The sequence below is a fragment of the Luteibacter sp. genome, from assembly GCF_009912395.1.
Classification (GTDB): domain Bacteria; phylum Pseudomonadota; class Gammaproteobacteria; order Xanthomonadales; family Rhodanobacteraceae; genus Luteibacter.
Map to the genome: position 1 here is coordinate 133,584 of NZ_WNDO01000011.1, position 22,863 is coordinate 156,446.

Here is a 22,863-nt window from a genome sequence, read left to right on the forward strand (position 1 = left end):
GCGCGCAAGCGCGCTCCTACAGGAAGGCTTCAGGCGCCAACCGCATCCTTGACCGCCTGCGGCACTGGTACCGGCCGCCCCGTCTTCGTGTCGATCCAGACCATGGTGACGCTGCCGTCCGCGTGGATGCGGGTGGCGTCGTCGGCATCCAGGATGCGATGGCCGATGGTCATCGAGCTGGTGCCGAGGCGGTTGAGGTACAGCTCGATCTCGACGTTGGCCGGCCATTCGATCGGCAGGCGGTAGTTGATCTCGCTGTGCGCCATGACGGGTGCGGCCTCCGGGCTGTACCACTTGCCCGGAAGGTCCTGCAGCCACTTCAAGCGGGCTTCCTGCAAATACACCAGGTAGTTGGAGTTGTTGACGTGGTTGTAGGCGTCGAGGTCCTGCCAGCGGACGTCCATCGGAGTGATGAACAACGGCTTGGGCGTGGTCGTGTCGTCGTGGCTCATGCGGTCTTTTTCTTCTTCGCGGTCTTGGCGGTCTTCGCGGCAGGAGCCGCCTTGGTCGCCGCCTTCTTCGTGGCGACGGGCTTGGTCGGCTTGGCGACGGTGCGGATCGGCTTCAGGTGCGGCAACAGGAAGCGGCCGGTATGCGATGCCTTCGTTGTCGCCACGGTCTCCGGCGTGCCGCTGACCAGGATGCGTCCACCGCCGGCACCACCCTCGGGGCCGAGGTCGACGAGCCAGTCGGCGGTCTTGATGACGTCGAGGTTGTGCTCGATCACCACCACGGTGTTGCCGTGCTCGACGAGCTTGTGCAGCACGTCGAGCAACTGCTCGATATCGTGGAAGTGCAGGCCGGTGGTGGGCTCGTCGAGGATGTACAGCGTGCTGCCCGTGTCGCGCTTGGACAGCTCCTTCGACAGCTTCACGCGCTGCGCCTCGCCGCCGGACAGCGTCGTGGCGCTCTGGCCGAGCTTGATGTAGTCCAGACCCACCGCGCGCAGGGTTTCCAGCTTGCGGGCGATCACCGGCACGTTCTCGAACAGCTTGAAGGCGTCCTCCACCGTCATGTCGAGCACGTCGGCGATGGTGTGGCCCTTATAGAGCACTTCCAGCGTTTCGCGGTTGTAGCGCTTGCCGTGGCAGACATCGCAGGGCACGTACACGTCCGGCAGGAAGTGCATCTCCACCTTGATCATGCCGTCGCCTTCGCAGGCTTCGCAGCGACCGCCGCGCACGTTGAAGCTGAAGCGGCCCGGCGTGTAGCCGCGCGAGCGCGCCTCCGGTACCTGTGCATACAGCTCGCGCAGCGGCGTGAACAGGCCGGTGTACGTGGCCGGGTTCGAGCGCGGCGTCCGTCCGATCGGCGACTGGTCGATATCCACGACCTTGTCGAACAGGTTGAGGCCTTCGATCGACGTGTACGGGGCCGGCTGTTCGCTGGCGCCGTTCAATTCCATCGCCGCGATGCGATAGAAGGTGTCGTTGATCAGGGTGGACTTGCCCGAGCCCGAAACGCCCGTGACGCAGGTGAACGTGCCCACGGGGATGCGGACGTCCACGTCCTTCAGGTTGTTGCCGGTGGCGCCCTTCAGTTCGATCCACTGGCCGTCGCGCGCTTCGCGGCGCTTCTTCGGCACCTCAATGCCACGCTCGCCCGTGAGGTACTTGGCGGTGACCGAGCGCGGCGCCTTCAACACCTGCTCGAGCGTGCCTTCGGCGACGATGTCGCCGCCATGCACGCCGGCACCGGGGCCGATATCCAGGATGTGGTCGGCCGCGCGGATGGCATCCTCGTCGTGCTCCACCACGATCACGGTGTTGCCGAGGTCGCGCAGGCGGGTGAGGGTGCCGAGCAGGCGCTCGTTGTCGCGCTGGTGCAGGCCGATGGACGGCTCGTCGAGCACGTACATCACGCCCACGAGGCCGGCGCCGATCTGGCTGGCCAGGCGGATGCGCTGCGCTTCGCCACCGGACAGCGAGTCGGCCTGGCGGTCGAGCGTGAGGTAGTTCAGGCCCACGTCGTTGAGGAAGGTGAGGCGCTCGCGGATCTCCTTGACGATCTTCACCGCGATCTCGCCACGCCAGCCGGCCAACTTGAGCTTGGCGAAGAAGTCGAGGGCCACATCGATCGCCAGCGAGGTCAGCTCCGGAATGGCCTTGTCGGCCACGAAGACATTGCGCGCCGAAGGGTTGAGGCGCTGTCCCCCGCAATCGGGGCAGGGATGGTCGGCGATGTAGCGGCTCAGCTCTTCACGGACCGCGGCCGATTCCGTCTCGCGGTAGCGGCGTTCGAGGTTCGGCAGGATGCCCTCGAACTTGTGTTCGCGGGTGACCTTGCCACCGCGTTCGGTGACGTAGCGGAACGGGATGAGGTCCTTGCCCGAGCCGTTGAGCACGGCGTTCTGCACGGACTTCGGCAGCTGGCGCCAGGGCGTCTCGGGATCGAAGCCGTAGTACTTCGCCAGCGAGACGATCATCTGGTAGTAGTAGGCGTTGCGACGGTCCCAGCCGCGAATGGCGCCGCCGGCCAGGCTCAGCTCCGGATGGTTCACCACGCGGGCCGGGTCGAACACCTGGGTGACGCCCAGGCCGTCGCAGGTGGGGCAGGCGCCCACCGGCGAGTTGAACGAGAACAGGCGCGGCTCCAGCTCAGGCAGCGAGTAATCGCACAGCGGGCAGGAATAGCGCGACGAGAACAGCTGTTCCGGCGCTTTCGCGTCGTCCATGTCCACGAGGATGACGATGCCATCGCCCAGGCGCAGGGCGGTCTCGAAGGACTCGGCCAGGCGCTGCTTGATGTCATCGCGCGGACGGAAGCGGTCGATCACCGCCTCGATGGTGTGCTTCTGGCGCAGGGTGAGCGGCGGCACGGCATCGAGATCGTAGACCGCGCCGTCCACGCGGGCGCGCACGAAGCCCTGGGCACGCAGCTGTTCGAACACCTGCACGTGCTCGCCCTTGCGCTCGCGGATCACGGGCGCCAGGAGCATCCAGCGCTTGTCGGCGTCCAGGGCCAGGGCGGTGTCCACCATCTGGCTGACCGTCTGGGCTTCCAGCGGCGTGCCGTGGGTCGGGCAGCGGGGCGTGCCGACGCGCGCGTAGAGCAGGCGCAGGTAGTCGTACACCTCGGTGATCGTACCGACGGTGGAGCGGGGGTTATGGGAGGTCGACTTCTGCTCGATCGAGATGGCCGGCGAGAGGCCTTCGATCGTGTCCACGTCCGGCTTTTCCATCATCGAGAGAAACTGTCGCGCATACGCGGACAGGGACTCGACGTAGCGTCGCTGGCCTTCGGCATAGATGGTGTCGAAGGCGAGGGACGATTTGCCGGACCCGGACAGCCCCGTGATGACAATGAGCTTGTCGCGGGGCAGGTCGAGGTCGATGTTCTTGAGATTGTGCGTGCGGGCGCCGCGGATGCGAATGCTGTCCATGTGCCGACAAAGATGGGGGAAACGACGACTATAGCAAGGGTGTCCAGCCCCTATCCGTGGGCGATATGTGACGTACCCTCACAAACCTTTTGCGGCCGATGCGGTTCTGTCCGGGGATTACCCGTTGCCGTCCGCCCCGGCTACCATGAGCCGGCCCCGGGGAGGGGCACCACCCATCCGAAGAGGACATACCCATGCGCAAGTGGACAGGGATCGCGACCGGCCTCGTGCTGGCCATGTGTACGGCGGGGCAGGCCATGGCGGCCCAGCCCAGTGAGCAGCAGGTGCGGAAACTGATGGACGTGGTGGGCATGGGGCGCATGCTCAGCCAGATGAACAGCCAGATGGCCGGCGTGATGCAGAACGCGCTGCCGTGCATCCCCGCCAGCTACTGGCAGGGCTTCGTGGATGCCAACGCCACCAATCAGCTGATCGGCCGCATGGTGCCGGTCTACCAGAAGCACTTCACCGACAAGGAAATCGATGAACTGCTGAAGTTCTATTCCACCCCGACCGGCCAGAAGGTGATCCGCGAAATGCCCGCGACCATGGCCGAGGGCATGCAGATCGGCAAGGAGTGGGGCCAAGAGCGCGGCAAGCAGATGATCGCCCAGCTCCAGGGCCAGGGCACCCTGAACGCCCAGGGCCAGTGCCCGGCGACCGGCGCCGCCCCGGCACCCGCACCCAAGAAGTAACCCTCCTTGTAGGAGCGCGCTTGCGCGCGATCGCGCGCAAGCGCGCTCCTACATGTTGATTTGTAAGGTATTTTTTGTGCGGAGTTCAGGGCCGCCTGTCAGTCCTCAGTCTTAACCAACTGATTGACCTTGCCTTTTCCCTCCCGCTATAATTCGCGGTTCGTAACACCAGCAACACCCAAGAAGAACTACATAAACCAGGAAACAACCATGAGCTACGCAGTCATCAAGACCGGTGGCAAGCAGTACCGAGTGATGCAGGGCGAAGTCCTGCGCGTCGAACTGCTCACCGCCGATGTCGACGCCACCGTCACGTTCGACCAGGTCCTCCTCGTCGGCGAAGGCGAGTCGATCACCGTCGGCGCCCCGCTGGTCGCCGGTGCCACCGTCAGCGCGAAGGTTCGCGCCCACGGCCGCGCCGATAAGATCCGCATCGTCAAGTTCCGTCGTCGCAAGCACTACAAGCGCACGCAGGGACACCGTCAGCATTACACCGAAATCGAGATCACGGGCATCAACGCCTGAGTCGCCGGAGGATATGAGTCATGGCACATAAAAAAGGCGTAGGTTCCAGCCGCAACGGTCGCGATTCGAACCCGAAGTATCTCGGTGTGAAGATCTACGGCGGTCAGGCTGTCGAAGCCGGTAACATCATCGTTCGTCAGCGTGGCACCAAGTTCCACGCCGGCGTGGGCGTCGGCCTCGGCCGCGACCACACCCTGTTCGCGCTGGTCGACGGCACTGTGTCGTTCAAGACCCGCGGCGACAAGGGCCGCAAGTTCGTCGACGTCGTCCAGGCGTAAGCCTCCACGATGCGATAGCGAAGGCCCCGCCCATGGCGGGGCTTTTCGTTTGTAAGGCCGTTCCATCTCCTGCCGACACGGTCGGCGCTTCCAGCAGGTTGTCCCATGAAATTCGTCGACGAAGCCCAGATTCGAGTCCAAGCCGGTGACGGCGGTAACGGCTGCGTGAGCTTCCGTCGTGAGAAGTTCATCCCCTTTGGTGGCCCCGACGGTGGTGACGGCGGCGATGGCGGTTCCGTCTGGCTGGTTGCCGACGAAGGCCTCAATACCCTGGTCGATTTCCGGCATCAGCGCTCGTTCAAGGCGAAGCGCGGGCAGGGCGGTATGGGCAGCCAGATGTATGGCAAGGGCGCCGATGACATCGAGATCCGCGTGCCGGTCGGCACGGTGGTCACCAATGTCGATACCGACGAGGAGATCGGCGATCTCACGGCCCATGGCCAGCGCCTGAAAGTGGCGCAGGGTGGTCGTGGCGGCCTGGGCAACATCCATTTCAAGAGCTCGGTGAACCGTGCTCCGCGCAAGTCCACGCCGGGTACGCCGGGCGAGGTGCGCGACCTCAAGTTCGAGCTGCGCCTGCTGGCCGACGTGGGTCTGCTGGGCTTCCCCAATGCCGGCAAGAGCACCTTCATCCGTGCCGTGTCGGCGGCGACGCCGCGCGTGGCGGATTACCCGTTCACGACCCTGCATCCGAACCTTGGCGTGGTGCGCGTCGGCATCGACCAGAGCTTCGTGATTGTCGACATCCCCGGCATCATCGAGGGTGCGGCGGACGGCGCGGGCCTCGGTATCCAGTTCCTGCGCCATGTATCTCGCACCAGCCTGCTGCTGCACGTGGTCGACATCCGGCCGATCGACGGCTCCGACCCGGTCGAGCAGGTGCGCACCATTGAGCGCGAGCTTGAGCAATTCGATACCGAGCTGGTCGGTCGTCCGCGCTGGCTGGTCATCAACAAGTCCGACGTGTTCTCCGATGAGGAGGAGCTGCATGCCGTGGCCAACGATATCGTGGCTCGCCTGGAGTGGATGGGTCCCTGGTTCCTGGTCTCGGCGGCTGGCCAGGTGGGCACCTGGGATGTCTGTCTGAAGGTGCAGCAGTTCTTCGACGCCGAGCGTGCTGCCATGCGCGAGAAGACGGAAGCGGCGGACGATGTCCGTATGAGGGATTTGTAGCGCTGGGCGCGCGCTTGCGTGGGGTGGGGTTGTCGTAACCTCCATCGCGCGCAAGCGCGCTCCTACAGGGGTAGCGAGGCAACAAAAAAGCCGGCGAAAGCCGGCTTTTTTGCTACAGCGATGTCGCGCAGGCGATTAAGCCAGGTCGCGGATCTTCGCGTTCAGGCGGCTCTTGTGACGAGCGGCCTTGTTCTTGTGGATCAGGCCGCGGGCGGCGTAACGATCCATGACCGGCACGGCAACGGCGTAGGCCGAGGCGGCAGCAGCCTTATCCTTGGCGTCGATCGCCTTGACGACCTTCTTCAGTGCGGAACGCACCATGGAACGCGCGCTGACGTTGCGCAGCCGGCGCTGCTCCGACTGACGCGCACGCTTCTTCGCGGACTTGATGTTGGCCAAGGTAAAGCTCCAGAGTTCGGTTGGTTTTAAAAAAGACACCCATTGTGCGACCAAAAATGGGGCGCGTCAATAGGTTAGCCTTTCTCCCATGAAGGGTCGTGGCGGGAGGGGCTTGCCCGTCCGTGAATCGCCAGACGACAGACTGTCCCGCGCCCGGCTCCCGCTGTCAAACTATGGGTTTGCGGCGGCCTTTCCGGGGCCGTCCCGACCGCCCAAGGTAACCGTTGCACGGATGAAAACCCCCAGCCTTCTTCGCGGCATGCTGTCCTTCAGCGGCATGACCATGGTTTCCCGTGTGCTCGGCCTGGTCCGCGACATGGCGATCAACGCCTCGTTCGGCGCCAACGCCGCCACCGATGCGTTCTGGGTCGCCTTCCGCATTCCCAACTTCATGCGCCGCCTGTTCGCCGAAGGCTCGTTCTCGACGGCCTTCGTGCCGGTCTTCACGGAGGTGAAGGAGACGCGCCCGCACGACGACCTCAAGCAGCTGATGTCGCGAACCTCCGGCACGCTGGGTGGGGTGCTGCTCGTGGTGGTGGCGCTGGGCGTGATCTTCGCGCCGCAGGTCACCGCGCTGTTTTCCCCGGGGGCCGTCGAGACGCCCGAGAAGTTCGGCCTCACGGTCAATCTGCTGCGGCTCACCTTCCCCTTTCTGCTGTTCGTCTCGCTGACCGCCCTGTGCGGCGGCGCGCTCAACAGCTTCCACCGCTTCGGCCTGCCGGCGCTGACGCCGGTGATCCTCAACCTCTGCATGATCGGCGGCGCGCTGTGGCTGGCGCCGCGCCTGCATACGCCGATCATGGCGATGGGTTGGGCGATCCTGGTCGCTGGCATCCTCCAGTTGGTGTTCCAGTTGCCGGCCCTGCGCCAGCTCGACCTGCTGGCGATGCCGCGTTGGGGCTGGCAGTCGCCGGACGTGCGCCGGATCATGGGCCTGATGGTGCCGACGCTGTTCGGCTCCTCGGTCGCGCAGATCAACCTGCTGCTCGACACGATCATCGCGTCGCTGCTGGTGGCGGGTTCGCAGAGCTGGCTATCGCAGGCCGATCGCTTCCTCGAACTGCCGCTAGGCGTGTTTGGCGTGGCGTTGGGCACAGTCATCCTGCCGTCGCTGTCGCGCCATCATGTGGCCACCGACAAGGATGGCTTCTCGAAGGCGCTGGACTGGGGCCTTCGCACCACGCTGCTGATCGCCGTGCCGGCGATGTTCGCCCTGATGATCCTCTCGGTGCCGCTGGTGGCGACGATCTTCCAGCATGGTCGATTCACGGCGTTCGACACCCGCATGGCCTCCATGTCGATCTCCGCGCTGAGCTTCGGCTTGCCGGCCTTCGCCCTGGTGAAGGTGGTGCTGCCGGCGTTCTACGCGCGCAAGGACACCCGCACCCCGGTGAGGGCGGGCGTGGCGTCCCTGGTGTCGAACATGGTCTTCAACGTGATCTTCCTGGCCGTGCTGTTCTTCCTCTGGGCCACGCCGGCGCAGAAGGCGGGCTCGTGGTTCGAGGCGATCTCCACCATTCCGGGCCTGCACATGGCGCTGGGCATGGCCAGCGCGCTGGCCAGCTACCTCAACCTCGTGCTGCTCTGGCGCTGGCTGGGCAAGGCCGGGGTGTACACCCGCCAGCCGGGCTGGGGGCGTCATCTGGCTCGCCTGGGCGTGTCCTGCGCCGTGATGGTCGCGGTGTTGCTGGCTGGCTTGTACGTCTGGCCGGAGTGGAGTGACGTGGAGAAGTGGGAGCGTGTGTGGCGTCTCGCCGTGCTGGTCGGGGCAGGGGGCGGAGCCTACGTGGTGGCGTTGTTCGCCATGGGCTTCCGCCTGCGCGACCTGCGGGCGCGATGAGGGGCCTAGCCTCGCATTGTGCGCCGCAATGGGGCCGCTATACTGGCCCGATGGCTTTTATTCCGCATCGATTCCAGGACGCCCGCGCATGACCCTGCGACTTCATCGTGATGTCGACGGGGCCTGCCTAGCGCCCGAAGGCAGCGTCGTCGCGATCGGCGCCTTCGATGGCCTGCACCTGGGCCACCAGGCGATCCTCGCCGAGGTCCGTCGCCGTGCAGCCGACCAGGGGCTCGCCCCTGCCGTGATCACCTTCGAGCCGCTGCCGCGTGCCTACTTCTCGAAGGAGTCGGTGCCGCGTCTGTCGGGTGTCCGCGAGAAGGCCGAAGGCATGGGCGCGGCGGGTATCCGCGAGCTGTTGTCCCTGCGCTTCGATCAGGCCCTCACCGAGATGTCCGCCGAGGACTTCGTCCGCCATGTGATCGTGGGGCGGCTCGCCGCCCGCGAAGTGTGGGTGGGCGAGGACTTCCGCTTCGGCCACAAGCGCGGTGGCGATTTCGCCCTGCTGCAGCGAATGGGTGCCGAGCTAGGTTTCACAGCCCACGCCGTGGCCCCCGTCCTCGTCGACGGTGAGCGCGTCTCCTCCTCGAAGGTGCGCACGTTGCTCGCCGAAAGCCGCTTCGCCGACGCGACGACCCTGCTGGGCCGTCCCTTCGTCATCGACGGACACGTGGAGCATGGCCAGCAACTCGGTCGCACGCTGGGCTATCCCACCGCCAACGTCCACCTGCGCGATCGCGTGAGCCCCATCCAGGGCATCTTCGCGGTGCGCGTGGGCGTGGGCGACGGTCCGTGCAGCTGGCCCGGCGTGGCCAGCCTCGGTTTCCGTCCCACGGTGAACGAGGTGCGCGAGCCCCTGCTCGAAGCCCACCTTTTCGATTTCTCCGGCGACCTCTACGGCCAGCGCATCGGCGTGGAGTTCGTGCGGAAACTGCGCGACGAAGAAAAATTCGACGGCCTCGACGCCCTGACCGCACAAATGCGCAAGGACGAGATCGCCGCCCGGCAGGCCCTTGGGATGAACCCCATACTTGTCGATGCATGACGCGATGCGCGGCCCCCGGGCCGCGACCCGAAACAACCACGGTTCCCAGCGATGACCCAGGATTACAAGACCACCATCAATCTGCCGCAGACCGCGTTCCCCATGCGCGGCGACCTGCCCAAGCGCGAGCCCGAGTGGCTGGCCACCTGGGAGCGTGTCGGTCGTTATGCGCAGATCCAGGAAAAGACCGCCGGCCGTGACAAGGTGTTCGTGTTGCACGACGGCCCTCCGTACGCCAACGGTGCCATTCACCTGGGTCATGCGGTCAACAAGGTGCTCAAGGACGTCGTGGTCAAGTCGAAGCTGATGGCCGGCTACCGCGCGCCCTACGTGCCGGGCTGGGACTGCCACGGCCTGCCGATCGAGATCGCGATCGAGAAAAAGTTCGGCAAGGCGGGCGACAAGCTCGACGCCGCCGCCTTCCGGCAGAAGTGCCGCGAGTACGCGCTGGCCCAGATCGACCTGCAACGCGGCGACTTCAAGCGCCTGGGCGTGCTGGGCGACTGGGAAAAGCCGTACCGCACGCTCGACTTCACCTACGAGGCCGACATGATCCGCGCCCTGGCGCGCATCGTCGACAACGGCCACGTCGTGCGCGGCGCCAAGCCGGTGTACTGGTGCTTCGACTGCGGCTCGGCGCTGGCCGAGGCGGAAATCGAATATGGCGAGAAGACCTCGCCGGCCGTCGATGTCGCCTATGACGCGATCCATCCGAAGGAAATCGGTGCGGAGTTCGGCGTGGACGTGGGCGACGCCATTGTCGCCGTGCCCATCTGGACCACCACGCCGTGGACGCTGCCGTCCAGCCAGGCCGTGTCGCTCGGTGGCGAGATCGAATACGCCCTCGTCGAAGGCCCGGCGCGCGACGGCAAGCGCGTGCTGCTGGTGCTCGCCTCGGCGCTCGCCGCCAAGGCGCTCGCCCGCTATGGCGTGGACGAAGTGACCGTGCTCGGCCATGTGCAGGGCGCTGTCCTCGAGAACAAGCTGCTCCAGCACCCGTTCTACGACCGCAAGGTGCCGGTGATCCTCGGTGACCACGTGTCGGCTGAAGACGGTACCGGCGCCGTGCACACCGCGCCCGACCACGGCGCGGAAGACTTCGCCGTGGGCCTCCACTACGGCATCGGCACGCTCAACTACGTGGACGGTCGCGGCGTGTATCGCAGCGACGTCCCGCTCGCGGGCGACGTGGCCCTGGCCGGCCAGCACATCTGGAAGGCCAACGACGTCATCGTCGACCTGCTGCGTCCGCGTGGCGTGTTGCTGGCCGCCGCGAAGCTCACCCATAGCTACCCGAACTGCTGGCGCCACAAGACCCCGGTGATCTACCGCGCCACGCCGCAGTGGTTCATCAGCATGGAAGAAGCGAACCTTCGCCGCACCGCGCTCACCTCGATCAAGAGCGTGCGCTGGGTGCCGGGCTGGGGCGAAGAGCGCATCGCCGGCATGATCGACGGTCGTCCCGACTGGTGCATCTCGCGCCAGCGTACCTGGGGCGTGCCCATCACCCTGTTCATCGACAAGAACACGCACGAGCCGCACCCGGATTCCGTCGCGCTGATGGAGAAGGTCGCCAAGCGCGTGGAAGGCGAGGGCATCGATTGCTGGTTCACCCTCGACCCGCGTGACCTGCTCGGCGACGACGCCGACAAGTACGAAAAGGTCACCGACGTCCTCGATGTCTGGTTCGACTCGGGTGTCAGCCACCACGCCGTGATCGGTGCACGTCCCGAACTGCAGGCCAACGGCGCGTCCGAGTACAAGGTGATGTACCTGGAAGGCTCCGACCAGCATCGCGGCTGGTTCCAGTCGTCGCTGCTGACCTCGGCCGCCATCCACGGCCGTGCGCCGTACGACCATGTGCTCACCCACGGCTTCACCGTGGACGCGCAGGGCCGCAAGATGTCCAAGTCGCTGGGCAACGGCATTGAGCCGCAGGACATCATGAAGACCCTGGGCGCCGACATCCTGCGCCTGTGGATCTGCTCCACCGATTACCGCAATGAAATGTCGCTGTCGGACGAGATCCTGAAGCGCGTGTCGGATACCTATCGCCGTATCCGCAACACGGCGCGCTTTCTACTCGGCAACCTCGACGGCTTCGATCCGGACAAGCACCTGCTCGCCACCGACGCCTGCCTCGAACTGGATCGTTGGGCGGTGCAGCAGGCGGCCGACACGCAGGCGGCCATCGTCGCGGCGTACGAGCGCTACGATTTTCCCGAGATCGTCCAGCGCGTGCAGAACTTCTGCACCAACGAACTCGGCGCGTTGTACCTCGACGTGACCAAGGATCGTCTCTACACGATGCCGACCGACAGCAAGGGTCGTCGCAGCGCACAGAGCGCGATGTATCGCATCGTCGAGGCGATGGTGCGCTGGATCGCGCCGATCCTGAGCTTCACCGCCGAGGAAATCTGGCAGCACCTGCCGGGTTCGCGCGATGAATCGGTGTTGTTCAACACGTTCTACGACGGTCTCGACGTGCGCCAGGACGCCGACAAGCGCGGCTGGTGGGCAAACCTGATCGCTATCCGCGAAACCGCTTCTCGCGTGCTTGAGGGTATGCGCAAGGCGGGTCAGATCGGCGCCTCGCTGGACGCCACGCTGACCATCCATGCGGACAAGGCCGTACAGGCCGCGCTGGCGGAGTCGGCCGACGAGCTTCGCTTCTTCTTCATCACCTCCGATGCGATCCTTGCGCCGGTCGATGGTCGCCCGGATTCGGCGGAGAAGGTGGAAACCGAGCTCGGCGAGGTCTACGTTTCGGCCAGCGTCAACGACGACACTAAGTGCGTGCGTTGCTGGCACCACCGCCCCGACGTGGGTGCCGATCCTGCCCATCCGGAACTCTGTGGCCGTTGCGTCGAGAACGTAACGGGGCAGGGCGAGGACCGTCGCTGGTTCTGACCCGGCGACGTCGTCCCCTTTACCCGCGCCACCGGAGGGCGCGGGTCGCTCCCGTAAACCATGGCTGACCGAATGACCCTACGTCCCAAACCCAATGCGCTGTCCTGGCTGTGGCTCGCCGCCGCCATGATCGTGCTCGACCAGCTCACGAAGTGGTGGGCCCTCACGGCTCTCCAGCCGGCGGAGACGCCGCATCCGGTGATTCCGGGCATCCTCAACTGGACGCTCACCTTCAACACCGGCGCCGCGTTCAGCTTCCTGGCCGACAGCGCCGGCTGGCAGCGCTGGTTCTTCGCCCTGCTGGCCCTGGGTATCAGTGCCATGCTCAGTGTGTGGCTGGCCCGCACATCGCGAAACGACTGGCGCACGGCCCTGCCGCTGGCGCTGATCGTGGGCGGTGCCCTGGGCAACCTGATCGATCGTCTCCACGCCGCCAAGGTGACGGACTTCATCCAGGTTTTCCTGGGCAGCTACCCGTTCCCGGTGTTCAACGTGGCCGATTCGGCCATCAGTGTGGGCGCCGTGGCGCTGATCGTGTTCAGTATCTTCTCCGGCTCCCCCAAGCGCCCCTGATCGCCTGTAGGAGCGCGCCTTGCGCGCGACCGGCCGGGTCGCGCGCAAGGCGCGCTCCTACACGTCACGGGCAGCCATGCGATAATGCCCAGGCTCCCCACTCGCGGCTCCAGGCCGTCACGAGGCACCTCTTGGATATCCTCCTCGCCAATCCCCGCGGTTTCTGCGCCGGTGTCGATCGCGCCATCGCCATTGTCGAGCGTGCGCTCGAATCCTATGGCGCGCCGATCTACGTCCGCCACGAGGTCGTGCACAACCGGTACGTTGTCGAGCGCCTGCGCGCCGATGGCGCCGTCTTCGTGGAAGAACTGGACGAGGTGCCGGACAACGCCACGGTGATCTTCAGCGCCCACGGCGTGCCCAAGGCCGTCCGCGAGGAAGCCGATCGCCGCGGTCTCAAGGTGTTCGATGCGACCTGCCCGCTCGTGACCAAGGTGCACATGGAGGTCGCCCGCCTGGGTCGCGCCGGTTACGACGTGATCCTGATCGGGCACGCAGGCCATCCGGAAGTCGAAGGCACCATGGGCCAGTGGAACCAGGCCAACACGGGCCAGATCTACCTGGTGGAGTCGGTCGACGATGTGCTTCGCCTCGTGCCGGAGCAGCCCGAAAAGCTTGCCTTCGTTACGCAAACCACGCTGTCGGTGGACGACACGATCGCCATCATCAAGGCCCTGCGCGAGAAGTTCACCGCCATCGAAGGCCCGCGCAAGGACGATATCTGCTACGCCACGCAGAACCGCCAGGATGCCGTGCGCCGCTTGGCCGATGCCGTGGACCTCGTGCTGGTGGTCGGTTCGGTGAATAGCTCCAATTCCAACCGCCTGCGCGAGCTGGCCGAGAAGCAGGGCGTCACCGCCTACCTGATCGACGGCGCCCAGCACATCGAGAAAGCCTGGATCGACGGCAAGGCCCGCATCGGCGTCACGGCCGGCGCATCCGCACCCGAGAAGCTGGTGCAGGAAGTCATCGCCCGACTCCAGTCCTGGGGCGCCGGTAGCGTGCGGGAACTGGACGGCGAGGCGGAGAACATCACCTTCGCGCTGCCCAAGGAGCTCCGCCTCGCCAGTTGAGGCTTGCGTCCGGGCGTCGGGTTACCTACAATTCCGCCTCTCGCCGGAATAGCTCAGTTGGTAGAGCGCGTCATTCGTAATGATGAGGTCGTAGGTTCGATTCCTATTTCCGGCACCACATACCGATCCACAGTGATCCTCGATAGCCCCTAAAAGCCCGATATATAAGGCATTTAGGGGCTTTTCGCATGTGCCCTTCTCCACCGTCGATACCCATGCCCCGCATGCTCGTGCACAATCGCTGCACATGCGTGTGCACGGAGGGTGGGATGGCGAGTATCTACAAGCTAGGGAAGAAGTGGCGCGCCCAGGTGTCTATCAGGGGTGTGCGCGAGACGGAGGTCTTCGCCACGAAACAGCAGGCATCCGCTTGGGCCATGGACAAGGAAGCGGCTGGAAAGGTCGGCAAGATGCCCAACAGGACGCTTGGGGACGCCCTCCGTCGATTCGCCAAAGAGGTCTCTCCGGGTCGTCCTGGCGAGACGTGGGAGGTCACGCGGTGCAACGCCATGTGCCGCCTGAAGATGGCCGATATCCTGCTGAAGGATCTAGACCGGTCCGACTTGGCTACTTGGCGAGATACCCGGCTGAAGACCGTTAAGCCGGCGACCGTGTTGCGGGACATCAACCTGCTCCGGTCCGTCTTCAAAATGTGCGCTGGCGACTGGCAATGGATGCATGAAAGCCCCCTAGAAGGCCTTTCACTCCCCAAGCCGCCCGGTGGCAGGCGTAGGCGCATCACGAAGAAAGAGATTGAGGCCCTGAAGATCGCCTCTGGAATGACCAATGAGTACGCCGTGAAGACGGCTACCGATCGAACTATGATGGCCTTCCACTTGGCTCTAGAAACAGCCATGCGGTCGAGTGAGATACTTGGACTCACCTGGGCCAATGTAGACCTTCGCAAGCGGGTGGCTCACCTTCCGAAGACGAAAAACGGGGACAGCCGGGACGTCCCACTATCCACTGAGGCCGTGACAATCCTTAAATGCTTCCCGAAGGGCGATGGGAAGATTTTCGACCTAGACGACCGCGAGCGCGACGCTTTATGGCGAAAAGTCAGGGACAGAAGCGGTATTGAAAATCTACACTTTCACGATTCCCGAGCTGAAGCCATCTGGCGTTTGTCAAAGAAGCTCGACGTGATGCAGCTCGCCAGAGCTATCGGCCATCGCGACCTGAAAAGTCTCATGCTCTATTACGAAGAATCAGCCGAGGACATGGCTAAGCGGCTTGATTGATCCTATTCCGCTTCACCCAATCCTTTACCTCGGATGGATACCACAGCTTGACCTTTCGACTGAGCTGATAGGGGGTAGGGAAACCCGGCTTGCAGGCGATGCGCTCCAGAAAGTGCCGTCGTGAGACGCCGCCCAGGAACGCTGCCACAGCATCGGCATTCCACATCGAATCGTCGTTAGCCGCCGCCATCTTCCACCCCCTCCCGTTCGGGCCTTCCTGCTTCCCAGGCTCGATCTAGTTCATCGGCAGCCCGCTGTATTGCGCCATCGACAGTCTGCCCACCTTTGGACCAAGACTTACTAAGCGTATTTTTGACGCTATCGAAGTCTCCGAATGGGTAGCTGCTTGCACCCCACAGTAGACGCCTCACATCTTCGCTTGATAGTGGGCCGCATACTTCTGCAACCATGTCACCAATAGTGGTCACTTCTGGTCCTCCCCATATCCCCATTCGCGCATGAGTTGCTTTGCTCTGGTGATAGTTGCCTGCACAGGCGTACAAAAACCATCAAAGTCGATTTCTTTCATCGCCAACACCAGCGCATGGGCGTAGGCGGCGTCGTGCACTAATGCACTGCGTGTCGCGGCGCTTGCAGGGCTTATCCAAGCCCGTCAGATCGGCCACTTCCTCGGGCGTGAGCCAGAGCGTTGTCGTCATGACGCGCTCTCCCTTTCGTCCTTCCTACCCTTCTGGCGCTCGCTCTTGTGCGTGTTCCTCTTCGTCAAGGATCCAGGGGCGCCCCCATGTCGATTTCCGGGGCGACGCGACCAATACTCGAAGCCTGGCGCCTTACGACCTTTCCTCGTCCGGCTCACACCCCACCTCCCGCCCTGTCTTTCGGTGAATGTTCGTCGTAGCCGTTGAGCTTCATCAGGAGCTTCAGTCGAGCTACGTCTTCGCGCGAAGATTGCAGCTTGTCTATCAGCTCACCTTGCCGCGTGATCGCCCAACGCATCATTGCGGCCCATACAATGATTCCGCCGAGATAAAGGCCGCCAAGGAAGAACGGCAGGTGAGTCATGAGCCACCTCCCACCCTGTCGATGAGGGCGCGCAGCTTCTCCACATCCTCGGCCGAGGGATTCGGGTCATCCTTATGGGCGTAGGCTCGCTGGGCACAGGCGATGACCGATGACCAGGAGACGCCTTTGCTGAAGACGACCGCGCCGACCTTCGCCGGAGCGTCAAGCTTGGCCTCGACCCCCGCCGCGCGCTGGGACTGGGCGCGGAGCATCGCGTAAACGTCGTTGAGGCCGGAATTCGCAGCCACCCAGGCTCCGTCACGGACCAGGCACCCAGCAACATTCATCTCATGTGGCCCGTGGCCGGCCCAGTCCTGGGCTCGCGCCTTCCGCAGTCCGGCATCCAGCTCCCGCAGTACCGTCTGGGCCTCGGCAATCTTGCCAAGGGCGGTCTCCACCATCTCAGGGGTGAGGGTCATGGCATCACCTCGATGCGCTTGCGTCCTTGGCGTTTGTAGACGGTCACGGGGCCATCCTGACCGTAGACCATGGCGTAGTGCTTGATCTGCTGTAGTGCCTGATCTTCAGGGCCAGTGACGGAAACCGCATACTTTTCGTCCTGCCACAGCTCGTAGGTGGAGTAGGTTAGGGTCATAGCCGCTGTACTCCTATGTTGACTCGCTGCGCTCCATCCTCACGAGCCTCGTTGAGCTGCCAGACGCGATAAGTGACGCGCCATAGGCTCATATTGCCAAGGCGGATGCCGTCGCCAACAGCAGGGATGGCTCGCATATGTAGCTCTGCCAGCGCGTCGTCTTGATGCTCGGTAACGATGTGGACGTAGTAATCAGCCATGTCCCGGCACCTCCTGTTCGCCAAGAGTTACAACCGTGTCTTTCGCGGCTGACCTTATCCACTCGTCCAGCGACACCGTATCGACTGGCACGGGTGGATGGTCCTGCGTGTAGCGGACCTCGCCATCGCGGGCGTCGATGACGTAGTAGGTGTGGCGACCGCTGGGAAGCACGTCGCCCGCTACGGGTTGAATGCGAGGATCACGCATTGGGCACCTCCTGTTCGGCAGGCGGCATCGGCTGATCCTTGAACCAGCAGAATCGCTCGCGCGGCCACTGCACGTAGTAATGGGCTCCCGTAGCGGTATCCGTCACGATGGCGATCGAAAGAACCGTATTCGCAGCCAGCCAGAAGTAGTGCTTCACGTTCTCGTAAACGACTTGCGTCGTGCTGTCGTCGCGGTACAGCGTGAGCTTACGCATTGGTCACCTCCCTCGCGGCGGCGATGTAGTTGGTCGTCATGCTGCGTCTTCCTTGCGTTCTCCGGCATCGACCCACCGGTTTAGGGGTGAAAGTAGGCGGACGAAAAATTGTTCAACGGTGTCCGATGACCGCTTCATCCAATCGGCCATTAGGCTTGTCAGCCACACTGAAAGCGAGACGGGGAGGAGGGCAACCGAAACGACAATGAGCAAATAAAATCTTGGGTTTCTAATGGTCCTATTTCTTATCAACTTTGCGCGACGCTTTCTTTCTGCCCGTGCAGCATCCTCCACTGCCTTATCCAGCACGCTCATTGATCCACCCCCATCCGCCCGGCTGACGGGGCGGCGAGAACCTGCGCCAAGTAATCCTCGTTGTCTTCAACAGCGTGCCGCACGCGCTCACGCAGATCAGACGACAGCTGAGCGCTCGATCCAAGCACTTCGGCCAGTAGCGAACCGAAGCCGCTCGCCTGCATCAGTCGTCGATTATGCACCCCATCCGGCACAGCCTGTCGCGGGGCGAAATCCGAAATCTCGGCCGGTCCAACCTTTTCGATAGCGTCTTCGAGCGCATGCCAAAGGTGGAGCTGCGCAGCGTTCATCAGGCCATCGGCGGTCTCGCATTCTTCCGCGCCATTGATAAGCGAAATGGCTGCTGAAATCATTGCTTCCACCACCCCATCGCCCCTCGTCTGCTCGGCAGGGTGGGCTTCGGCAAAACCGTTGACGCCAAAGGTGCCGATGATCCCAAGCATATGCCGCCCCATCGGCAGTTCGGCAAGCTGGTCGTCGCTTAGATCGCTGCCAACATCCACGTAACCCCCGACACCGATGTCCAGGTATGCGACGGCATTGGCAGGACTGCTGTCGTCCTCAGATCGTATGGTGATCCGCTTGGCACACCTCAAACCCAATGCGCGGATGGATGCAGCGGCGCCGATATCACGCCATTGAGGTTCGATCTCATCCATGGCCCGTATCACATCGACACGCCACTGACTCTCGGCTTCGCCCTTCGGCTGGGCGGAGAGGGCAGATAGCGCCGCATCAAGATGACCACGCGCTCGCTGCTCGCGCTCCGTCATATCGGGTTGCAGTTCAGCCCACGCCAGACCAACCTGTCGGCTGACGAAATTGTGGTCGGCATCGCCCTGTACGCGCGGGGCGGCTCCCCACTGTGGTAGCTCGCACCAACCGATCAGTTCGTCGCCATCTTCCAAGGCAGGCTCGTAGTAGGTGTCGTACTCGCTGTTGCTCTTGATATCCCACCATCCGGTGAATCCCATCTCGCCTTCGTCGGCTAGTTCCTCAGAGAGGAAATGGGAACTCCACCTGTTACCTGACGACTCCTCAGGATCGTATTCGACGGTCAGGGCGAGTGAGTTGCAGTAAACGGCGGGGAAGGAGAAAACCTTGTCCGAGCGCTTCCGGCGAACCGCGATCTGGAAGAAGTCGCGATCATTTGGCTTCGTGGCTGGGATTTCATCGGGAGCGTGCCAACCCACCACATCCCCGCCCACTACATCGGGGGTGGGGGCGAAGATGCGTCGCACGCTTTCAATGGCCTCCGGGGTGAACCCGTCAGTGTGTGTCCCATCGATGATGTTCTGCCTTCCGGCGTCGTAAGCCGTGCACATGGCAGCAACAACCCAATCGTGCGGCATGAAGTCATCGACTTGGGTGTAACTATGCTGCTGGTCTACGCGTGCATAGTTTTTGGCTATCCGAACCATTTGCGCAGGGTTGACGCGCGGGAGTGCAGTGCGGCTTGTCCACGACATCACGGGCGCGGTGCTGGTCTTGTCGGTCATGCGGATGCTCCCGGGACGTCATGGGTCTGCTCGTCCACTACGTAGTGGAAGCACGGTGGCGAGACGGCGTGCACTGCGTTCGCGAAGGCATCGAGCGCGGCCTCCAGCTGCTGGCGAGCCTCCATCACATCGTCCTTGCCGACGTCCGGCCAATCCTCGCCGTCGTAATCGTCAGACGCCTTCTGAGCCATGTGCTCCAGGATGTCGTCAATGTCTGGCATGAACTCGGATGTGTGGGGCGGGGCGTCGTGCCGTCCGGTGGTAACTGTGTCACGCTCGTCCTCAATGGCCGCCTTGATGCCCTCGGCAAGGGCTTCGGCGCGCGTGGCATATCGGCCGTGGAACGTCTCTCCGTCCAGGCTGTAGCCGTACAACTCGTTCTGGCTGGTCTTGTCGGTGGTCATGCAACGGACTCCTGTAGGGCTTCGTGGGCGATGTCAGCGGCCCAACCGATAGGAAGTGGATCGAATCGCATGGAGTCGATGAGATTCAAGGCGTCTCTCATCCTGTCCCGCTCGGCTATCAGTGCGATCGCAGTATCGATAGCGCGCTGCATGTACAGGCACCGGTCCATGTCTTCTTCTAGGGCATGCTGTAACCACTTGACGTGCGTGAGGTCAGTACGATCTACCGTCACGCCATACTTGGCGATGCCGATCTGCTCGCGATGTCGGAATGCCTCGATAAGCGATGCAAGGGTGGCGCTGTCGGGGGCGGTGGTCATGCTCATCGGTTCCGTGAAGAAGAGGGAGCGCCGCGAAGCGCTCCCGATTGATCAGGCAGCGTTTTCGAGGTCGTCCATGTCGCCGAAGCCGTTCAACGGCTTCTGGTCGGGATCCGACTTCACGCGATCAGCACCGCCCAGGAATTCCTCTTTGCTGGCGACTACCAGCAACACCGGGCGACCCGCAGCATCGAACAGCTCATGACGCTGCTCGTCGGTCTTCGAAAGGGTCAGGACGGCCTTGATGCCTTCCTTGACGGTCACGGATTCGACGGTCGCCGCAATCGTCGGGCGGTCATTGCTGGCGATGATGTCCACCACCTGGCCAACGAGCTGCCGCGCGCGGGAGTCGATGCGATAGATCACTTCGTCCTGCTTGTGCTGGCTGAGCTTCTGCCAGACATCAGGAGCTGCCTTCAGCTCATCGACGACGAATTTCATGATGTCGCCGAGGAGCGTGGCTTCCGCTACCTGGATGGGAGTGTCATGCAGGGCAGCTTCTTCCGATGCGGTTTCGATCTGAGGTGCGGTGCGCTTGGACATGGGAAATCCTTGCCGGCGGCGCCGGCGCTGTTGAAAAGGGGTCAGGCGGCACGCTGCCGCAGTTGTTCAAGCAGCGACTGCACCGATTCCCATAGAGACGCACAGGACGGGATCAGTCGGTCGTTGATGTAGGCGTCGTCTCGGTGAACACGCTCGATGTAGAGACGGCAGTTCAGAGGCATGCGCGGGTCGAAGCTCACGAAGTCGTTCCAGCCGCGCCCGGTGACCAGCATCTCCGCCTGCACCTGGGGCATGTGTTCGGCGGGCATGCCTCCGCTCAGCGTCGCTACGTGGATTGCGGGATTGGCCGGGCACTTGATCTGCAGCTGGCCGTCGGCGCCGATAAGGCCATCTGGGGAGCAGCCCAGGTATTCGATGCCCGGGTGCAGCACGAAGCCCGCAAGCTCGACGATTTGGCCTGTCTCGGCCTCGTAGGCGGCCCGTGCGGCGGCCTCTACGTCATGGCCCCAATCCATTGTCTTTGCCCGCGTCTGTGCCTTGGGCTCACCGGTGAGGATTTCGGCAAGGATGTCGCCGATGTAATCACGGCGTGCCTGTAGGTCGAGGGACGGACGCGGCTGGCCTTTGCGCGGGCCGCTCTTAAATTCGCCTTCGCCGATGGTGTAGGCCAGCACGTCACACATGCGGCTTGCAGTGATCTTCCCTGCACGCGCTGCGCACCACTCGGGGCTGTTCTGCTCCATCACTGGACCTCCCCGGAATCGGTGGCCACATTGCCCGCCGCGATCGAATCGGCGCGGGATGCTCGCTCCTTAAATCCTTCGAGGCGGTCGGCTACCAGCTGACGGGAAGGCTTGCCGATGCGCTCCCATTCCTTCATGAGGGCGTCCATGCCGTTATCGGACACGGCATTCAGGTCAGCGATCAGCAGGTCGCGTTCGGGGGAGTCCTCGGGAACGGTGCGCTCAACGGCTGCGATGCCGGGCCGGTTGCCGACGACCTTGTAATCACCCTCGATGATTCGCTCGGCCTCGTCCTGGTCGTAGATCCCAACAAAGCCGAAAGCAAGGCGGGCGCACTGGATCGTCGCCTTGTGGCGATGCATTCGCTTGCCGTGGCTCTGCCATGGACCGATGCCGTTGCGGTAGACCTCATCCCAGTACTCGCGGACGCGCGTGGGCCGGCTGCGGTCTTTCCGATAGATGATGCACTCGATCCATTCGTGGTGCTTCCCATCCAGTGGGCCGTATTCAAACTCCATGCCGTCGAACTGGTCATTGGTGTTGATGATGCGGGACCAGCCGTCTACGCCAACAACTGGCACGATGCCATTGTTCTTGTCGGGAAAGGCGTAGATTTCCTTCGTCCACGGATTGAGGCCATACTGGTTCGACACCACCAGAAGCGCCATCATCTGGGCGTCGCTGACTTGGCCCTTAAAAGCGGTTGCCTTGAGAACAGTGACAAGTTCCTGCGGCTCCGCTTCGATGGAGAGCGATTTGGCGAGCGCACTGGCCTGCACAACGATCATGTTGGTGCTCACGGGAATCCTTTGCCGGTGTCCGCCGGCGCGGTGGGCGAGGTGGATTACGAAGCTGCCGATTCGACGGCGAATTTCTGCTTGCAGTGAGGGCACTGAACGACGTTTCCGGCGATCGCGATTGGCTGCCGAGATGCGAACCCGTCCTCCCCCATGACGAGAGCCCAGCGGTCGTCAAAGTCTTCGCCCTGGGCAATGAGCGTGCCGGCGAGACCGAAGCTCGGCCATTCCTTGCGCATCTCGCGGACGATGACGTTCACGCTCTCCTCAAGGCCGTAGGTTTTTTCTGTGCCGGTGTCCCACTCCAAGCCGGAGAAGTCGCGGGCGATGACCAGATCGATGTAGGAAGCCTTGCCGCCCGCATTCCACTCGGGGTGCTCGCGACAGTCCTCGCCGAGAAAGGTATTTAGCTTCGCCAACTGGGCGGCCGATGGCTCGCTCGTAAAGGTCAGGGTGCCGTTGAAACGCGTGTTGTAGCCCATGAAGATTCCTTTGCCGGGCACGCCCGGCGTGTTGTGATCGGGGCTCAGCGCGGACAGAACGCGACGAGAATCAGAAGGAAAGCGAGAGGAATTCCGATACCTGCGATAAGGGCACGCCATTCAGGGCGAGTCATCGGGCGGCGCTTCTGGGCGGACCGGCCAACTTCTTCCAGGTAGCGGTCGAAGGCGTTCATGGCGCACCCCCGACGCGGGCGAGGGCGGCGGTGAGGCGCGTCGTGCTCATGCCGAGCGATGACGCATCCGCTTCAACCTCGCGCGCAGCTTCGATAAGCTCGGCTACGACCTGGCGGCAGGCATCCAGGTCGTTGGACACCTGCTTGTGGAACGTCCAGCGGAAATTGATCTTGTGGGGGACTTCTTCGAGGATGCCGAGCACATCCACCTTCTTCTCGGTGCTCATTCCA

29 protein-coding genes and 1 tRNA gene are annotated in these 22,863 nt (G+C 63.5%); 11 read left to right on the top strand and 19 right to left on the bottom strand.

Annotated elements, in window-relative coordinates:
• Nucleotides 1-29 precede the first annotated feature (29 nt).
• Nucleotides 30-452 (bottom strand): thioesterase family protein, encoded by a 423-nt coding sequence (locus GAK28_RS11930; RefSeq protein WP_291779057.1) that lies wholly within the window; start codon nt 450-452, stop codon nt 30-32.
• Nucleotides 449-3,382, bottom strand: coding sequence for an excinuclease ABC subunit UvrA (uvrA, locus tag GAK28_RS11935; protein ID WP_291779059.1), 2,934 nt, complete (start codon nt 3,380-3,382; stop codon nt 449-451). Before uvrA ends, GAK28_RS11930 begins: the two co-directional genes overlap by 4 nt.
• Before the next feature lie 194 nt (nt 3,383-3,576).
• Here uvrA and GAK28_RS11940 point away from each other — a divergent pair, with 194 nt between their 5' ends.
• From GAK28_RS11940 to cgtA, 4 genes are all read left to right on the top strand, one after another.
• On the top strand, nt 3,577-4,077 hold the full coding sequence (locus tag GAK28_RS11940) for a DUF2059 domain-containing protein (protein ID WP_291779061.1): 501 nt from the start codon (nt 3,577-3,579) through the stop codon (nt 4,075-4,077).
• A 210-nt stretch (nt 4,078-4,287) separates the two neighbouring features.
• Entirely contained in the window at nt 4,288-4,602 is a 315-nt protein-coding gene (rplU, locus tag GAK28_RS11945) for a 50S ribosomal protein L21 (RefSeq protein WP_291779063.1), read from the top strand.
• Nucleotides 4,603-4,622: 20 nt separating this feature from the next.
• Nucleotides 4,623-4,880: a 50S ribosomal protein L27 gene (gene rpmA / locus GAK28_RS11950; RefSeq protein ID WP_072321611.1), complete on the top strand. Its 258-nt coding sequence runs from the start codon at nt 4,623-4,625 to the stop codon at nt 4,878-4,880.
• 105 nt (nt 4,881-4,985) lie between these two features.
• Entirely contained in the window at nt 4,986-6,053 is a 1,068-nt protein-coding gene (cgtA, locus tag GAK28_RS11955; RefSeq protein WP_291779080.1) for an Obg family GTPase CgtA, read from the top strand.
• 135 nt (nt 6,054-6,188) lie between these two features.
• On the opposite strand, the gene rpsT is transcribed toward cgtA, so the two are convergent.
• The gene (gene rpsT, locus GAK28_RS11960) at nt 6,189-6,452 is read right to left on the bottom strand and encodes a 30S ribosomal protein S20 (protein WP_090052307.1); all 264 of its coding nucleotides are present in this window, start codon (nt 6,450-6,452) and stop codon (nt 6,189-6,191) included.
• Nucleotides 6,453-6,684: 232 nt separating this feature from the next.
• Between rpsT and murJ the strand changes: the two genes are divergently transcribed.
• The 7 genes from murJ (at nt 6,685) to GAK28_RS11995 (ending at nt 15,134) form a co-directional block, all read left to right on the top strand.
• Nucleotides 6,685-8,292 carry a murein biosynthesis integral membrane protein MurJ gene (gene murJ, locus GAK28_RS11965; protein WP_291779088.1) on the top strand — a complete coding sequence of 536 codons (1,608 nt, stop codon included), beginning with the start codon at nt 6,685-6,687 and terminating at the stop codon, nt 8,290-8,292.
• Nucleotides 8,293-8,380: 88 nt separating this feature from the next.
• A complete protein-coding gene (locus GAK28_RS11970; RefSeq protein ID WP_291779091.1) occupies nt 8,381-9,337 on the top strand; it encodes a bifunctional riboflavin kinase/FAD synthetase in 957 nt (318 codons plus the stop codon).
• A gap of 51 nt (nt 9,338-9,388) precedes the next feature.
• Nucleotides 9,389-12,247 (top strand): isoleucine--tRNA ligase, encoded by a 2,859-nt coding sequence (gene ileS / locus GAK28_RS11975; protein WP_291779095.1) that lies wholly within the window; start codon nt 9,389-9,391, stop codon nt 12,245-12,247.
• A gap of 72 nt (nt 12,248-12,319) precedes the next feature.
• The gene (gene lspA / locus GAK28_RS11980) at nt 12,320-12,820 is read left to right on the top strand and encodes a signal peptidase II (RefSeq protein ID WP_291779098.1); all 501 of its coding nucleotides are present in this window, start codon (nt 12,320-12,322) and stop codon (nt 12,818-12,820) included.
• A 131-nt stretch (nt 12,821-12,951) separates the two neighbouring features.
• A complete protein-coding gene (ispH, locus tag GAK28_RS11985; protein WP_291779101.1) occupies nt 12,952-13,893 on the top strand; it encodes a 4-hydroxy-3-methylbut-2-enyl diphosphate reductase in 942 nt (313 codons plus the stop codon).
• Between the two features lie 42 nt (nt 13,894-13,935).
• Nucleotides 13,936-14,011, top strand: a tRNA-Thr gene (locus GAK28_RS11990).
• Between the two features lie 151 nt (nt 14,012-14,162).
• The gene (locus GAK28_RS11995; protein WP_291779104.1) at nt 14,163-15,134 is read left to right on the top strand and encodes a site-specific integrase; all 972 of its coding nucleotides are present in this window, start codon (nt 14,163-14,165) and stop codon (nt 15,132-15,134) included.
• A gap of 424 nt (nt 15,135-15,558) precedes the next feature.
• Here the strand turns inward: GAK28_RS11995 and GAK28_RS12000 are convergent, their stop codons facing one another.
• The 16 genes from GAK28_RS12000 to GAK28_RS12075 form a co-directional block, all read right to left on the bottom strand.
• Nucleotides 15,559-15,702, bottom strand: coding sequence for a hypothetical protein (locus GAK28_RS12000; RefSeq protein WP_291779107.1), 144 nt, complete (start codon nt 15,700-15,702; stop codon nt 15,559-15,561).
• Between the two features lie 245 nt (nt 15,703-15,947).
• Nucleotides 15,948-16,157: a hypothetical protein gene (locus tag GAK28_RS12005; protein WP_291779110.1), complete on the bottom strand. Its 210-nt coding sequence runs from the start codon at nt 16,155-16,157 to the stop codon at nt 15,948-15,950.
• Nucleotides 16,154-16,576 carry a hypothetical protein gene (locus tag GAK28_RS12010; RefSeq protein WP_291779113.1) on the bottom strand — a complete coding sequence of 141 codons (423 nt, stop codon included), beginning with the start codon at nt 16,574-16,576 and terminating at the stop codon, nt 16,154-16,156. The genes GAK28_RS12005 and GAK28_RS12010 overlap by 4 nt, the downstream gene beginning before the upstream one ends.
• Nucleotides 16,573-16,752: a hypothetical protein gene (locus GAK28_RS12015; RefSeq protein ID WP_291779117.1), complete on the bottom strand. Its 180-nt coding sequence runs from the start codon at nt 16,750-16,752 to the stop codon at nt 16,573-16,575. The genes GAK28_RS12010 and GAK28_RS12015 overlap by 4 nt, the downstream gene beginning before the upstream one ends.
• Nucleotides 16,749-16,952 carry a hypothetical protein gene (locus GAK28_RS12020; protein ID WP_291779121.1) on the bottom strand — a complete coding sequence of 68 codons (204 nt, stop codon included), beginning with the start codon at nt 16,950-16,952 and terminating at the stop codon, nt 16,749-16,751. Before GAK28_RS12020 ends, GAK28_RS12015 begins: the two co-directional genes overlap by 4 nt.
• Complete coding sequence (locus GAK28_RS12025) at nt 16,945-17,160, bottom strand: hypothetical protein (protein ID WP_291779123.1); 216 nt, start codon at nt 17,158-17,160, stop codon at nt 16,945-16,947. The genes GAK28_RS12020 and GAK28_RS12025 overlap by 8 nt, the downstream gene beginning before the upstream one ends.
• Nucleotides 17,153-17,374, bottom strand: coding sequence for a hypothetical protein (locus GAK28_RS12030; protein ID WP_291779125.1), 222 nt, complete (start codon nt 17,372-17,374; stop codon nt 17,153-17,155). The genes GAK28_RS12025 and GAK28_RS12030 overlap by 8 nt, the downstream gene beginning before the upstream one ends.
• 311 nt (nt 17,375-17,685) lie before the next feature.
• Nucleotides 17,686-19,188 carry a hypothetical protein gene (locus tag GAK28_RS12035; protein WP_291779128.1) on the bottom strand — a complete coding sequence of 501 codons (1,503 nt, stop codon included), beginning with the start codon at nt 19,186-19,188 and terminating at the stop codon, nt 17,686-17,688.
• The gene (locus tag GAK28_RS12040) at nt 19,185-19,592 is read right to left on the bottom strand and encodes a hypothetical protein (protein ID WP_291779131.1); all 408 of its coding nucleotides are present in this window, start codon (nt 19,590-19,592) and stop codon (nt 19,185-19,187) included. The genes GAK28_RS12035 and GAK28_RS12040 overlap by 4 nt, the downstream gene beginning before the upstream one ends.
• A complete protein-coding gene (locus GAK28_RS12045; protein ID WP_291779134.1) occupies nt 19,589-19,912 on the bottom strand; it encodes a hypothetical protein in 324 nt (107 codons plus the stop codon). The genes GAK28_RS12040 and GAK28_RS12045 overlap by 4 nt, the downstream gene beginning before the upstream one ends.
• Nucleotides 19,913-19,963: 51 nt before the next feature.
• Nucleotides 19,964-20,455, bottom strand: a complete 492-nt coding sequence (locus GAK28_RS12050) for a hypothetical protein (protein WP_291779137.1) — start codon at nt 20,453-20,455, stop codon at nt 19,964-19,966.
• 41 nt (nt 20,456-20,496) lie between these two features.
• Nucleotides 20,497-21,159, bottom strand: coding sequence for a lambda exonuclease family protein (locus tag GAK28_RS12055; RefSeq protein ID WP_291779140.1), 663 nt, complete (start codon nt 21,157-21,159; stop codon nt 20,497-20,499).
• Nucleotides 21,159-21,947: a phage recombination protein Bet gene (gene bet, locus GAK28_RS12060; RefSeq protein WP_343161868.1), complete on the bottom strand. Its 789-nt coding sequence runs from the start codon at nt 21,945-21,947 to the stop codon at nt 21,159-21,161. Before bet ends, GAK28_RS12055 begins: the two co-directional genes overlap by 1 nt.
• Before the next feature lie 56 nt (nt 21,948-22,003).
• Nucleotides 22,004-22,438 (bottom strand): hypothetical protein, encoded by a 435-nt coding sequence (locus tag GAK28_RS12065; RefSeq protein ID WP_291779143.1) that lies wholly within the window; start codon nt 22,436-22,438, stop codon nt 22,004-22,006.
• 44 nt (nt 22,439-22,482) lie between these two features.
• Nucleotides 22,483-22,632 (bottom strand): hypothetical protein, encoded by a 150-nt coding sequence (locus GAK28_RS12070; protein ID WP_291779146.1) that lies wholly within the window; start codon nt 22,630-22,632, stop codon nt 22,483-22,485.
• Nucleotides 22,629-22,859 carry a hypothetical protein gene (locus tag GAK28_RS12075; RefSeq protein WP_291779149.1) on the bottom strand — a complete coding sequence of 77 codons (231 nt, stop codon included), beginning with the start codon at nt 22,857-22,859 and terminating at the stop codon, nt 22,629-22,631. Before GAK28_RS12075 ends, GAK28_RS12070 begins: the two co-directional genes overlap by 4 nt.
• Between the last annotated feature and the right edge of the window lie 4 nt (nt 22,860-22,863).